The sequence below is a fragment of the Cytobacillus firmus DS1 genome (assembly GCF_000565285.1).
Classification (GTDB): domain Bacteria; phylum Bacillota; class Bacilli; order Bacillales; family Cytobacillaceae; genus Cytobacillus; species Cytobacillus firmus_A.
In genome coordinates this window covers 243,816-255,555 of the sequence record NZ_APVL01000003.1, presented here as the reverse complement: position 1 = coordinate 255,555, position 11,740 = coordinate 243,816, and the positions used below count along the sequence as shown (strand labels likewise).

Below are 11,740 nucleotides of genomic sequence, written 5' to 3'. Positions count from 1 at the left end.
TTTACACTTCAAAAACCCCTTCATAAATCCTTTTCAAATCACCACGAAGCTTCTCAACAGGAATAAACCGCGCTTCCCTCAATACTTCTCTTCCATCCAGATATAAGGCAATCACAGGCACTGTGAAGGCCATCAGGTACCCGGCAATCTCGGTTACCTTGCCTGCATTCACAAGCCGTGCTTCGATACGGGGATAATCCTTCAGCACTTCCTCAACCTGAGGAAGCAGGCCATGACAGACGCTTCAGCTGTCATGCAGCACATAAATTAGGCCCAGCTCAGTGTCTTGAATAAACTGATGCACCTCTTCCATCGCTGTCAGCTCTTTCATCTTTATCCTCCTCTTGCTGGCATTTTTTCCATTATACAATAGGATTTCCATAACCTCTCCTAGAATACCTTATGGGGAAGGAGTGGTTAGATTGGCAAATCTATGGGAAGAAAAGTTTTCTCAAGAGGGCTATTTATATGGCGAAGAGCCCAATGAATTCATCAGAGAGCAGGCATGGCGGCTTGAAGGGCACAAAAGAGTTGTTGCCTTTGCCGAGGGGGAGGGCCGAAATGCTGTATTCCTTGCAAGAAAGGGGCATGATGTAACAGCATGGGATTATACGCAAAGCGGGTTAGACAAAACAAAGCAGCTGGCTGAGCGCCATCAAGTCAGAGTGGAAACAGGGCAGAAGGATCTGATCCACGATTCTGTGCCTTCGGGAGAATATGACGCTTCGATAATGGTTTTTGGCCATTTTCTGAAAAAAGACCAAAAGACTGTTTTCGATAAGCTGGTTTCTGTTGTCAAGCCGGGTGGAATTGTCATGCTTGAGGTCTATTCGGAGGATCAGCTCCGCTATGGAACAGGCGGGCCAAAAAGTGTGGACATGGTCTATCATCCTGCAGATATTCTTCAATGGATTCACGGTTATAAGGTCCTTCATTTCTTTTATGGCGAACAGGAAAGAGTGGAAGGAAAAGGCCATACAGGCACGGGGCACGTCATCCAGGTGATCCTGAAAAAGTAGAAAAAGGAGGCAAAATATGCCTCCTTTTTAAGGTGTAATCGAACGTGTTCTGTTCACCTTGACAGAATACACACGATACATTATGAATGCCAAACCGGAAAGCAGGATTCCCGTCAGGTACGGAGCACCGATGCTGATGGTGAACAGCCATCCTCCGAGCGGAGGGCCGATAATGCGTCCCAGGGAATCGAATGATGACAGCAGGCCAGTCGTACTGCCGTGTCCAGTTTGAGATGTTTTTGTCAGCAGGGAAGAAACACTCGGACGGATAAACCCGTTCCCTATGCCGAAAATCGTCAGGAAAATCGCTGCAGTCGTAAAACTGTCAACCAGGAGGATCAGTCCAAAGCCAATAGCGGAGACGATGGTCCCCAGCTGAATCACAGCTCCTTCTCCATACTTTTTCGTCATTCGTCCTACCAGACCGCCCTGCACAAGGGCGCCTCCAAATCCCATAATCATAAAGATATAGCCCAGCTCCACGGTGCCAAGGCCGGCTTTTTCAGCCGCAAAATACGCGAAGGTTGCTTCCAGTCCTGCCAGTGACAGCGAAACAAACAGCTGAAGGATAAACAAAATGCCAGTGTTTCCTCTTAAAGCGGTCATCAGACCTGGACGCTTAGCTGTTCCCTGGCTGCGCTGCTCCGGTGATAGGGATTCCTTCAGCACAAGCATGACAAGGAAGAATGTGATAAACGAAGAAGTCCCTGCCGCGTAGAAAGGCAGGTTCAAACTTTCCCGGGAAAAGATGCCGCCGATCGCCGGGCCGAAAATAAAGCCTAAGCCCACTGCAGCTCCAATGATGCCCATCCCTTTTCCACGGTCTTCTTCAGATGTAATATCCGCTACATAAGCCATTACCGTCGGCATATTGGCAGACGACAGAAAGCCGCCGATAATTCTGGCCGCAAACAGCATCCACAGCTCAGTGGACAGGGCCATCATGAAAAAAGACAATCCAAGACCGAAAATACCGATCATAATGACAGGCTTGCGTCCGATTTTATCGGATATGCGCCCCCACATAGGCGCAAACAGAAGCTGCATCAGTGAATAAACGGCCATTAACAGGCCCAGTTCAGTGGGTGATGCCCCTAATTCTTCCGCGTAAAAGGGGATGACAGGAATAATGATTCCAAACCCCACCATCACAAGAAACATAACGGCGAATAAAAGAGGCAGTGCTTTTTTAGTATTCAACATGTTCACTCCAGTTAAAGTCAAATTCCATCTAAGTATTATGATTATAACAAAAACACTGCCATACTTTCACCTTAGGGGGAGGACAGGCAAATAAGTTCTATTTTTCATGGGCTTGAAAGGCGGATCTGTAAAAAGGTGAATAGTGCCTGAAGCTTTGGAAAATCTATAGCTATACTTCCTAAAATAAAGGAGAGATAGGGATGCCAAAGCAGCCGAATAAAGTAACAGAAGAACAGCAGATCGTCGCCGCCCAAAACCAGGCGGAACAGTTTAAAAAGGGTATGGACACTGAGTTTGCTCTTGAAGAAAACGTCCAGGATGCTGCAGCCAAAAGCCAGCAATATCAGGCACAAAGCCAGCAGCCGACCTATGAACCAAATAAGCCATTTTAATGAAATTGCATGATGGGTTCCTGAACCTGTCATGCAGTTTTTTTTTGGATCAAGGAGCTGATCAGTACCAGCAGCGTCCCCCTTTTTGAACCTTTCCCCAAACTCTTGTAAAATAAGTGACAAACCAGATCGCAAAAAGGAGTCATTATGAAAAGTCATATCGTAATCGGTGCAGGAATTCTGGGGGCTTCTGCTGCCTACCATTTGGCTAAGGCTGGTGCAAAAGTCACCGTTATCGACCGCAAAGATCCGGGGCAGGCAACTGATGCAGCGGCCGGTATCATATGCCCCTGGCTGTCACAGCGGCGGAATAAGGCATGGTATGCGCTCGCCAAAGGGGGAGCTGCCTATTATCAGACACTTATCAGGGAGCTTGAAAAAGACGGCGAGACAGAGACAGGCTATCAGCAGGCGGGAGCCATAAGCCTTCATACCGATCCTGCAAAGCTTGGAAAAATGGAAGAACGGGCCATGATAAGGCGCGGAGATGCCCCTGAAATGGGGGAGATTACGCTGGTGTCTCCGGAAGAGACATCCCGGCTGTTTCCGCCATTGGCAATGGAATATGCCTCTGTACATGTAAGCGGTGCGGCGCGCGTCAACGGCCGCGCATTGAGGGACGCCCTGCTGCGGGCTGCTGAAAAGCATGGTGCGGAATTGGTGCATGGCTCCGCAGAACTGGTGTGCCTGGGAGATGAGGTTACAGCTGTTAAAGCGAACGGAAAGCAATATGAAGCGGAAAGTGTGATTGCAGCGGCCGGAGCATGGGCAGGAGAGCTTTTTGAGCCGCTTGGAATCCAGCTGGATGTGAAGCCGCAGAAAGCGCAAATCGTCCATCTTGAGCTTGAAGGAGAAGATACAGCAGGCTGGCCGGTTGTCATGCCGCCAAACAATCAATACATTCTGGCTTTTGAGGGCGGACGCATCGTCATTGGTGCCACTCATGAAGATGATATGGGCTACGATTTAAGAGTAACCGCAGGCGGTCTGAATGATATTTTTGAAAAAGCTTTAGCAATCGCCCCGGGACTATCGGATGGAACATTCAGTGAAGCAAGGGTGGGATTCCGTCCCTATACACCCGGATTTCTGCCCATTATAGGGCAAATCCCCGGTTTCAAAGGCCTTTACATAGCAAATGGGCTTGGAGCCTCAGGGCTCACCGCAGGGCCGTTTCTGGGTGCTCAAGCGGCCGGGCTTGCTCTCGGGCAAGAGGTTGATATTGACCTGAGCCTCTATGATCCGGCTGGCGCGATAAAAAAATGATAGATCTCAAAGTGCCTGTTTTAGCAGCAGGCACTTATTTTGTATCTGATAAGTTAATAAATCGCTTCATTTCGGGTATACACTAATGAAAGTGATGTTTCATTAGGAGGCTGAATCATGAAGTGGAAAGGCAGAAGAGCGAGTTCTAATGTGGAAGACCGGAGAGGCATGGGCGGCGGGGGGAAAACTCTTATCGGCGGCGGCCTTGGCGGAATTATTATATTATTGTTATTTACCTTCCTTGGGGGTGATCCGGGAGAGCTGTTAGGCAATATGAGCGGATCAGATTCTGGTACATCTGTGCCATATGAAGAGTCAGAGCAGGAAAAAGAGCTTGCTGATTTTGTCTCAGTTGTGCTGGCGGATACAGAAGAGGTCTGGACGGAAATATTCGAAGAGCAGGGTTTGCAGTATAAAGAGCCGACCCTTGTTTTATACTCAGGCAGTGTACAGTCTGCATGCGGGGCAGCGTCCTCTTCAGTGGGACCCTTCTATTGCCCGGGCGACCAAAAGCTGTATATCGATTTAAGCTTTTACGAAGAACTGCAAAGGAAATTCCAGGCACCCGGTGATTTTGCCATGGCTTATGTTATTGCCCATGAGGTTGGGCACCATGTACAGACACTGCTGGGGACAACAGAGGAAATCATGCCGCTCCGCCAGAAAATGAGTGAAGAAAAATTTAATAAATATCTCGTCCGGTTTGAATTGCAGGCCGACTATTATTCAGGCGTTTGGGCCCACCATGCCAAGGGAATGGGATATTTAGAGGAAGGCGACCTGGAAGAAGCCCTGAATGCCGCCACGGCAGTAGGGGATGATACCCTTCAAAAACGGGCGCAGGGCTATGTCGTGCCGGAAAGCTTTACACATGGCACATCAGAACAAAGGAAATCATGGTTTCACAAAGGATTCCAGAACGGAACCATCAAAGGCGGAGATACGTTTAAGCAAAGCAGTTTTTGATGAGAAAGGAGCGGTTCACCATTGAATAGCCAAATTCAAACATTTCAGCTGTCGGATGATGGGCAAATACCCAACAATCCTGACCACTCTGTTATCATCTATAAGGCTGTTTTCAAAGAACAGCCCGATGAAATAGAGGCGGCATTCAACAGACACCAATGGACTGGAAGCTGGACAGGCGGAGTGTATGATTATCACCACTATCACAGCAATACACATGAAGTACTGGGTGTAAAGGCGGGGCACGCCGCCGTCCTCATCGGCGGTGATCAGGGCAAGCGCCTGGAAATCAGCCAGGGCGACGTCATTCTCCTTCCTGCAGGCACAGGGCATAAGAAGATTGAAAGCAGCCCGGACTTCGAAGTCGTGGGCGCCTATCCCGGCGGAACAAGCCCGAATATGAAGAAAAAAGACCCATCAGACCGTGTACAGGCACTCGCAGAAATAAAAAATGTTCCAGTTCCGCAGATGGACCCCGTCTATGGTGAAGAAGGACCGATGCTTGCGGAATGGAGAGGCTGATGGCAGCGGGTTACCGGCCAAACAGATTCCCTGAAACAAGCACAAAAAAGCCAGAAGAGGTTAACTCTTCTGGCTTTTCGATTAACGTACACCCTTCATAAATCCTTGAATCTTAGGACTCAATAAGAATAGGATGATGGATAGTAAGATCGCTACTGCACCAATTACTCCGAAATAGGTCATTTCAGTTTCAGGTGAGTAGAATTTAACAATTTGTGCATTGATCGCCTGTGCTGCCGCATTTGATAGGAACCAAAGGCTCATCGTTTGTGCCGAGAACGCAGCAGGCGCTAATTTTGTTGTGGCTGAAAGTCCAACCGGTGATAAGCAAAGCTCTCCAAGAACAACAATGAAGTAGCTGAGAACCAGCCATAATGGGCTTACTAGTGAATCTGTTCCGCCAAGGTAAGCAGGAAGCAGAATCACAATGAAAGATAAGCCGGCAAACAATAGACCCAGTGAGAATTTCTGCGGCACTGAAGGCTGGCGGTCGCCAAGCTTCACCCACATCCAGGCAAATACCGGCGCCAGGAAAATAATAAATAATGGGTTAAGAGACTGGAACCATGCCGGTGATATATCAAGTCCCATAAAGTCAAGCTGTGTGCGCTTGTCCGCATAATTCGCAAGAATCGTCGAACCTTGCTCCTGGATTGCCCAGAACATAACAGATGCAATGAATAATGGAATATACGCAATGATGCGTGAACGTTCCACTTCTGTTGTTTTCGGGCTGCGGTACATCATCGTAAAGTAAATAATTGGGAGACCGATACCCAGAATACCAACAAGTGCAATAAAGGAATCAAATGTTAAAAGACCAGTTGGAATGCCGACAGCGACTAAAATGGCAATAATAACAGTACCCAGGCCGATTCTTGTATAAACCTTTTTCTTTTCATCTGCAGATAAAGGATTAGAAATATAAGTTCCTGCTAACCCAAGATTTTTCTTTTTCGTAAAAATAAACACTAATAAGCCAAAGAACATACCAACGGCTGCAATGGCGAAACCTAGATGGAAATTATATTTCATTCCAACTGTTCCGACAATTAATGGCGCAAGGAATCCGCCAAGGTTGATGCCCATATAGAAAATGCTGAAACCGGCATCGCGGCGATTATCTTCAGGACTGTAAATGTCTCCAACGACGCTGGATACATTCGGCTTTAATAAACCAGTACCTAAAACGATCAGAACCATGGAAACAAAGAACATAGCCAGGCTTCCAGGAATGGAAAGGGCAATATGGCCGAGCATGATTAAAATTCCGCCATAGAATACCGCTCTGGATGTTCCGAGTAATCTGTCAGCCATCCATCCGCCGATGATGCCTGACATATACACCAATGACCCATAAATGGACATGATCGCTAAAGCTGTTGGCTCATCGAGGCCTAATCCGCCTTTTGAAACCTCGTAATACATATAGAAAACAAGGATTGCTCTCATTCCATAGTAAGAAAAGCGCTCCCAAAATTCCGTGAAGAAAAGTGTGAACAAGCCTTTAGGATGTCCGAAGAAACCTTTTTGAGGCACACTTTCAACAATTTTCTGCCTATTAAAATCTGACATGTTTCATCCTCCTTTTAGCTATTCTATAATATCTTTCATAGTTGCTAATTGTCAAAAAAAATTTTATGTAACGATGGTTATTATTGGCTTCTTAGTAGGAATAAATAAATTTTTCTAGAGAATCTATTAAAAGATTATTTTTTCAGAATAATTATTGTATTGATAATTTTGTAAAAAACAAGGGTATTATACCCATAAAAAAAGCCGCTCAAACCGGCGGCTGTGGATATCTTATGCGTTTGTCAGAACTGCTTCTGCATGTCTGTGCGGATAGGCAGGCTCTTCCCTGCTGGATAGCCTGTTTTTCCCCATGTCCTTGGACTGGAGAAGGAGTTGATCTGCATAAACATAAGCTTTTTCAATAGATAGCAGATCGTTCACTTTATAGTAAAAAAGACCAAAGGACGCAGTGTAGGAAATAGAGATGGACTGCTCTTTAAATTCAGCTTGAAAAGGGTTGTTTTCAACCCCGTTGCGTATCTTCTGAGATAAATTCAGGCACTCTTCATATGTCCTGAATCTCATAATAATCGTAAACTCCTCTCCTCCGCTTCTGAACAGGTAATCATCTTTGGAGAGGTAGCTTTTTAAAGTATCGGCAAAGTGCCTGATTGCCTGGTCACCAACCGCGTGATTGTAGCTGTCATTAATCCTCTTGAATTTGTCAATATCAGCGACAACTATACCAAGGCATTCCTCTGATTGATTGAGTTCCGTCATTTTTTTATCCATATAGGCACGGTTAAACACACCAGTCAGAAAGTCAGTATACGCCATCTGCTCAAACTTATCCCGTTCGATTTTATTCTGAAGCATCTGTGATTTCGATAAGAAGGACCGGCTGACAAGATAATTAAGGATAAACAGGCTTATGAGCATTTCCCATTTCCCCTCCTTCAGGAATAGCAGCAAAAGGCCGTTCGTAAAGGCAATCTTCCCCATATCCAGCACACTTCTTGTTTTGATAAAGTCAATCGCTTCCTGTTTCGTTTTAATATCACCTGTCAGTTTAAAAACAGTGATCAGAAATAGATCTGAAAGCAAAGATGTTACGGTAATCAGCATCAGCATGACGATCCAAAAGCCAAATGGAAAACCTTGAAAGAGGGGAGATAACAGATGGAACAAATAGAATGCGATGGAGTTGCTCATAACAAAGGAACCGATGTTATAAAACGTATGGAAAAATTCATCAGGATCCTCTGTGTTTGTATGCTTTTTATAAAAATAAACGCAAAAACGGTAGATGACTTCAAAAAACAGCAGACCTAATGGCCCTGTAAACAGCCCGATGGAAAGACTGTAATTAATCCCATAATCAATCGATGTATTGCCATTTCTGCTGATGATCCGCAAATGATAATACAGGCATGCAAATAGCAGGTATATACCCAGTGCTTTTATATATACAGAGCTCTCGACACTGATTCCCTCAGAGAAAAAAGCAGCACATACAGAAATGATAAAAAGAGAAACCATAAATATTCTGGAGCCTTGCATCCTTCTGAACTCCTTTTCCTTATTTTTATACACCTATTTTATAGGAATTTTTACCAAGAAAGTAGGTCAATTTAGTATATTTTCTAAATTTTTTAATATTATCCATTTCGGTTGTTTTTTACATAGGAAAGATAAGGATATTATTTTATCTTTTAAACTATCAAAATTTAAGAGAAACACCAGGGAAATCGGATTGTAAACAAATTTGATTACATGTATACAATTATGTTTACAAATGTATTCAAAAATGTAAACAAGTATACAAAATTGTGTACACATTGGTATATAAGGATGTGTACAGTTTTGTTTACATGTATACGGAAAGTGTATACAATCAAGGTATAAGTTTACATTTTGTTTACGTCTTTACGCTTTGATTACTTTTTATTCCCTCTCATTGATTAATCTCTCAATCTGAATTACTCTTAAAATAGCAGCTCTATATTATGGAGAATGAAAGGATTGAATGATTTGACGAATTCACGAATTGCAGCAGTTGACGTAGGGAACGATTCTATTAAAGCAATCTTTGGAAAATTGGATTCAGAATTAAACATACCGAATGTAATTGCGAGAGATGTTGAGGACCGGCCGGTTATCGGGATTGAAGAACTTGACAGCAAGAATCCGCTTGAAGGCATACATATTAGAGTTCACTCCCCTGCTCTGAAGGAAAACAATACGATTTACCGTGTAGGACACCTGGCAACAAAAAGCGACAACGCTACTGAATTGGATCCGGGCAGCAGCAAATCCGAAGAAGATCAGACATTGGTTATGCTTTTCACTGCTTTGGCATTGGATGCTGTACAGAATGGCGGTTCCACTGGCTTTAAAAAGTCCGGTAATGTGATCGATGCAAACTACACACTTGGTACAGGACTTCCGCTTCGTGAAGTAAAGGAAGGCAAGGATGCGGGCTACCGCTCCAAGCTGCTGGGCTCTGTCCATCAGGTTGAGTTTCTTGTAACACCGAAGTACCAGGGGCAAAAAGTAAATATCAAGTTTGAAGAAATCAAGGTTTACCCTGAAGGATTTGCTGCTTACATCAACCTTGTAATGGATAATAACTTAAACATCATTAATAAGGATTTAATTGATAAGCGTATTTTAATCCAGGATATCGGCGGATTATCTACAGATATCGCTGTCATTAAAAACCGCAATGTAGATGATGATAAAGCGCAGGGCTTCAACCTTGGAGTGTCTGAAGCGCTTGAATCCATCCGTGAAGAGATTCGTTCGAAGCATGGTGTTGAGCTCGACAGCCGCACGGATGTCGTGGAAATCATCACGAAGAAAAATGACCGAAATCATATTATGGTGAAGGGAAGCCGCACAAGCGTGCATGATATTACAGACCGCATCCTGCTTGACCTGGCGAAGAAGCAGTACCGCCTGCTCCGCAACGTTTGGCAGAAAAACTCCCAGACGGAAATCTGCTATTTCGTCGGCGGCGGCTCAATTGTTCTAAAAGATTATCTGAAAACATTAAATAACAATCTGGATGGCTATAACATTGATTTCTTCGAGGATGAGAAGGAAAGCATCTGGATGATGGCAAATGCTTATTACAAGCTGATCTCTGATTTTTCAAGAAGAACGAATAAAGATAAGGCAGACCAGGATAAGAAACCTGTAAAAGCCAACTAGGGTGATTTTTCATGAGTAAAGCTTCCTCTTCTGAAATTAAGAGAGGACAATCCATATCCTTTCGAGTACCATCTGACACACCTGATCATATTCTGAAGCATCTTCAAAAGCTCAAGGAAACCGAAAAGCGGAATTTTTCGAGCAAAATGGCCGAGTTTGTGATGCAGGGTGTCAGCAGTTCACAATCAAAAGACCGGGAAACCATCACTATTCCCCTTCCAAAGGGGTTAAGCAAGGTTCAGCGTGACTGGCTAAAGCATGAGCACTCAGAAGCCTTGCTCGGCAGCATCATTTATCAGCTGATCACGGACCCGGTGCGGGCAACATCCCTGCTGGCGTCCTTGAACAGCCGCTCTTCTGATATTGATGAAGCTCTATATCTGCAGGAGGAGCCGCGACCTGCTGTGAATCAGTATGACTCGGCAGCTGCGGCTTTAGAGGAAGATGAAATAACGGAGGCAGATTTGGATATTGAAGATGATCTGCTTGACTTTGATTGGGACAAAGCTAAACAGGAACAGCAAGAAGATGAAACTGAAGAGGAAAGCGAAGAAGATCTCGATACTCTTCTTGGCGGCTTTCTTGCACATATGAATAAATGAGTTTGAGGGGAGTTTCAGCGATGAGACTCCCTTTTTGTATTTAGAAGAGGAATTTCTGGGTAGTTTACATGTATAGCCTTTTTTTGGCACGAAAAGGAGGGATTATTTTTGAATTATGATTGTCTGATTGTTGGAGGAGGGATTGCGGGACTGCAGGCTGCCATTCAGCTGGGCAGGTATAAGCATAAGGTGCTGGTGCTGGATTCCAATGATGGGCGTTCCGTGATATGCAAAAATTATCATAATATCTTAGGGTATCCTGATGGTGTGAGCGGTCCGGAGCTTCGTGGGCTTGGGAAAAAGCATGCGGAAAGCCTTGGAGTGGAGTTTGTTCATGAAAAAGTGGAACAGGCTGAAAAGGCAGATGGGGGATTTGTGGTTTCATCAGAAAGCGGCAATAAATATTCCGGCAAACGGATCCTGCTGGCAACGGGCGTAATGGACCGGATGCCGCCCTTCCCCGAACTGATGCCGTGTCTTGGCATATCTGTCTATGTCTGTCCCGACTGTGATGGATATGAGGTGAAGGATAGACGCACCCTTGTGCTTGGTTCTGGAAATGCGGGCGCTAATATGGCCATAACCTTGTCTTACTGGACAAATGACCTTGTTTTTATCAACCATGAAAAAAAGCCGGCAGATCAGGAATTACTGGAGAAAATGAGAGAGAAAAATATTGAATATGTGGAAGAAACAATAGATAGGGTGCTCGCAGAAGATGATAAATTTAAGGGGGTAAGGCTGGAGAGCGGCAAAGAAATTACAGGTGACAGAGGATTTATCGCATTTGGCGGAAATGAGATAAAATCCGGCCTGGCAAAGCAGCTCGGTGCAGAGCGGCTTGAAAATAAGCATATCCTGACAGATCCGCGTTCGAAAATGACCAGTGTCCAAAATGTTTGGGCAGCGGGCGATGTGGCAGCCCATTCTGAACAAGTAACCATTGCGATGGGAGAGGGTGCACAGGCTGCGATCTGGATCCATAAATCGCTTCTGCAGGATAAAAATTAAGGAATTTAGGTTTTATCGTCGAAATAAAAGG

General features: G+C 44.8%; 13 protein-coding genes. 8 read left to right on the top strand and 5 right to left on the bottom strand.

Translation table 11 applies throughout. The annotated features are described in order from the left end of the window. Nucleotide 1 precedes the first annotated feature (1 nt). Together PBF_RS05675 and PBF_RS26085 are read right to left on the bottom strand one after the other, a co-directional pair. Nucleotides 2-208, bottom strand: a complete 207-nt coding sequence (locus PBF_RS05675; RefSeq protein ID WP_035328175.1) for a hypothetical protein — start codon at nucleotides 206-208, stop codon at nucleotides 2-4. Nucleotides 209-244: 36 nt separating this feature from the next. Then, nucleotides 245-382 carry a hypothetical protein gene (locus PBF_RS26085; protein WP_160169245.1) on the bottom strand — a complete coding sequence of 46 codons (138 nt, stop codon included), beginning with the start codon at nucleotides 380-382 and terminating at the stop codon, nucleotides 245-247. 40 nt (nucleotides 383-422) lie between these two features. On the opposite strand from PBF_RS26085, the gene PBF_RS05670 reads away from it, so the two are divergent. Next, on the top strand, nucleotides 423-1,019 hold the full coding sequence (locus tag PBF_RS05670) for a class I SAM-dependent methyltransferase (protein WP_035328173.1): 597 nt from the start codon (nucleotides 423-425) through the stop codon (nucleotides 1,017-1,019). A 27-nt stretch (nucleotides 1,020-1,046) separates the two neighbouring features. Here PBF_RS05670 and PBF_RS05665 read toward each other — a convergent pair whose 3' ends face one another. Next, nucleotides 1,047-2,219, bottom strand: coding sequence for a tetracycline resistance MFS efflux pump (locus tag PBF_RS05665; protein WP_035328171.1), 1,173 nt, complete (start codon nucleotides 2,217-2,219; stop codon nucleotides 1,047-1,049). Between the two features lie 203 nt (nucleotides 2,220-2,422). Here PBF_RS05665 and PBF_RS05660 point away from each other — a divergent pair, with 203 nt between their 5' ends. The 4 genes from PBF_RS05660 to PBF_RS05645 all read left to right on the top strand — a co-directional run bounded on the left by PBF_RS05660 (nucleotide 2,423) and on the right by PBF_RS05645 (nucleotide 5,368). Then, nucleotides 2,423-2,614, top strand: coding sequence for a hypothetical protein (locus PBF_RS05660; RefSeq protein WP_035328169.1), 192 nt, complete (start codon nucleotides 2,423-2,425; stop codon nucleotides 2,612-2,614). Between the two features lie 147 nt (nucleotides 2,615-2,761). Further along, nucleotides 2,762-3,880, top strand: coding sequence for an NAD(P)/FAD-dependent oxidoreductase (locus PBF_RS05655; RefSeq protein WP_035328167.1), 1,119 nt, complete (start codon nucleotides 2,762-2,764; stop codon nucleotides 3,878-3,880). Nucleotides 3,881-3,997: 117 nt separating this feature from the next. Continuing rightward, nucleotides 3,998-4,846, top strand: a complete 849-nt coding sequence (ypfJ, locus tag PBF_RS05650) for a KPN_02809 family neutral zinc metallopeptidase (protein WP_035328166.1) — start codon at nucleotides 3,998-4,000, stop codon at nucleotides 4,844-4,846. 21 nt (nucleotides 4,847-4,867) lie between these two features. Continuing rightward, nucleotides 4,868-5,368 (top strand): cupin domain-containing protein, encoded by a 501-nt coding sequence (locus PBF_RS05645; RefSeq protein ID WP_035328164.1) that lies wholly within the window; start codon nucleotides 4,868-4,870, stop codon nucleotides 5,366-5,368. A gap of 81 nt (nucleotides 5,369-5,449) precedes the next feature. On the opposite strand, the gene PBF_RS05640 is transcribed toward PBF_RS05645, so the two are convergent. Next, nucleotides 5,450-6,943, bottom strand: coding sequence for a peptide MFS transporter (locus PBF_RS05640; RefSeq protein WP_035328162.1), 1,494 nt, complete (start codon nucleotides 6,941-6,943; stop codon nucleotides 5,450-5,452). A 231-nt stretch (nucleotides 6,944-7,174) separates the two neighbouring features. Continuing rightward, a complete protein-coding gene (locus PBF_RS05635; RefSeq protein WP_035328160.1) occupies nucleotides 7,175-8,443 on the bottom strand; it encodes a GGDEF domain-containing protein in 1,269 nt (422 codons plus the stop codon). A gap of 471 nt (nucleotides 8,444-8,914) precedes the next feature. Here PBF_RS05635 and PBF_RS05630 point away from each other — a divergent pair, with 471 nt between their 5' ends. The 3 genes from PBF_RS05630 to PBF_RS05620 all read left to right on the top strand — a co-directional run bounded on the left by PBF_RS05630 (nucleotide 8,915) and on the right by PBF_RS05620 (nucleotide 11,709). Beyond that, nucleotides 8,915-10,096: a ParM/StbA family protein gene (locus PBF_RS05630; protein WP_152539667.1), complete on the top strand. Its 1,182-nt coding sequence runs from the start codon at nucleotides 8,915-8,917 to the stop codon at nucleotides 10,094-10,096. Nucleotides 10,097-10,107: 11 nt separating this feature from the next. Beyond that, nucleotides 10,108-10,698, top strand: a complete 591-nt coding sequence (locus PBF_RS05625; RefSeq protein ID WP_035328156.1) for a hypothetical protein — start codon at nucleotides 10,108-10,110, stop codon at nucleotides 10,696-10,698. A 108-nt stretch (nucleotides 10,699-10,806) separates the two neighbouring features. Next, nucleotides 10,807-11,709, top strand: coding sequence for an NAD(P)/FAD-dependent oxidoreductase (locus PBF_RS05620; RefSeq protein WP_035328155.1), 903 nt, complete (start codon nucleotides 10,807-10,809; stop codon nucleotides 11,707-11,709). Nucleotides 11,710-11,740 lie beyond the last annotated feature (31 nt).

Coding starts and splice junctions, on each gene's coding strand:
- PBF_RS05660 (WP_035328169.1), top strand. CDS start 2,423: ATGCCAAAGCAGCCGAATAAAGTAACAGAAGAACAGCAGATCGTCGCC.
- ypfJ (WP_035328166.1), top strand. CDS start 3,998: ATGAAGTGGAAAGGCAGAAGAGCGAGTTCTAATGTGGAAGACCGGAGA.
- PBF_RS05635 (WP_035328160.1), bottom strand. CDS start 8,443: ATGCAAGGCTCCAGAATATTTATGGTTTCTCTTTTTATCATTTCTGTA.
- PBF_RS05625 (WP_035328156.1), top strand. CDS start 10,108: ATGAGTAAAGCTTCCTCTTCTGAAATTAAGAGAGGACAATCCATATCC.
- PBF_RS26085 (WP_160169245.1), bottom strand. CDS start 382: ATGGAAATCCTATTGTATAATGGAAAAAATGCCAGCAAGAGGAGGATA.
- PBF_RS05655 (WP_035328167.1), top strand. CDS start 2,762: ATGAAAAGTCATATCGTAATCGGTGCAGGAATTCTGGGGGCTTCTGCT.
- PBF_RS05640 (WP_035328162.1), bottom strand. CDS start 6,943: ATGTCAGATTTTAATAGGCAGAAAATTGTTGAAAGTGTGCCTCAAAAA.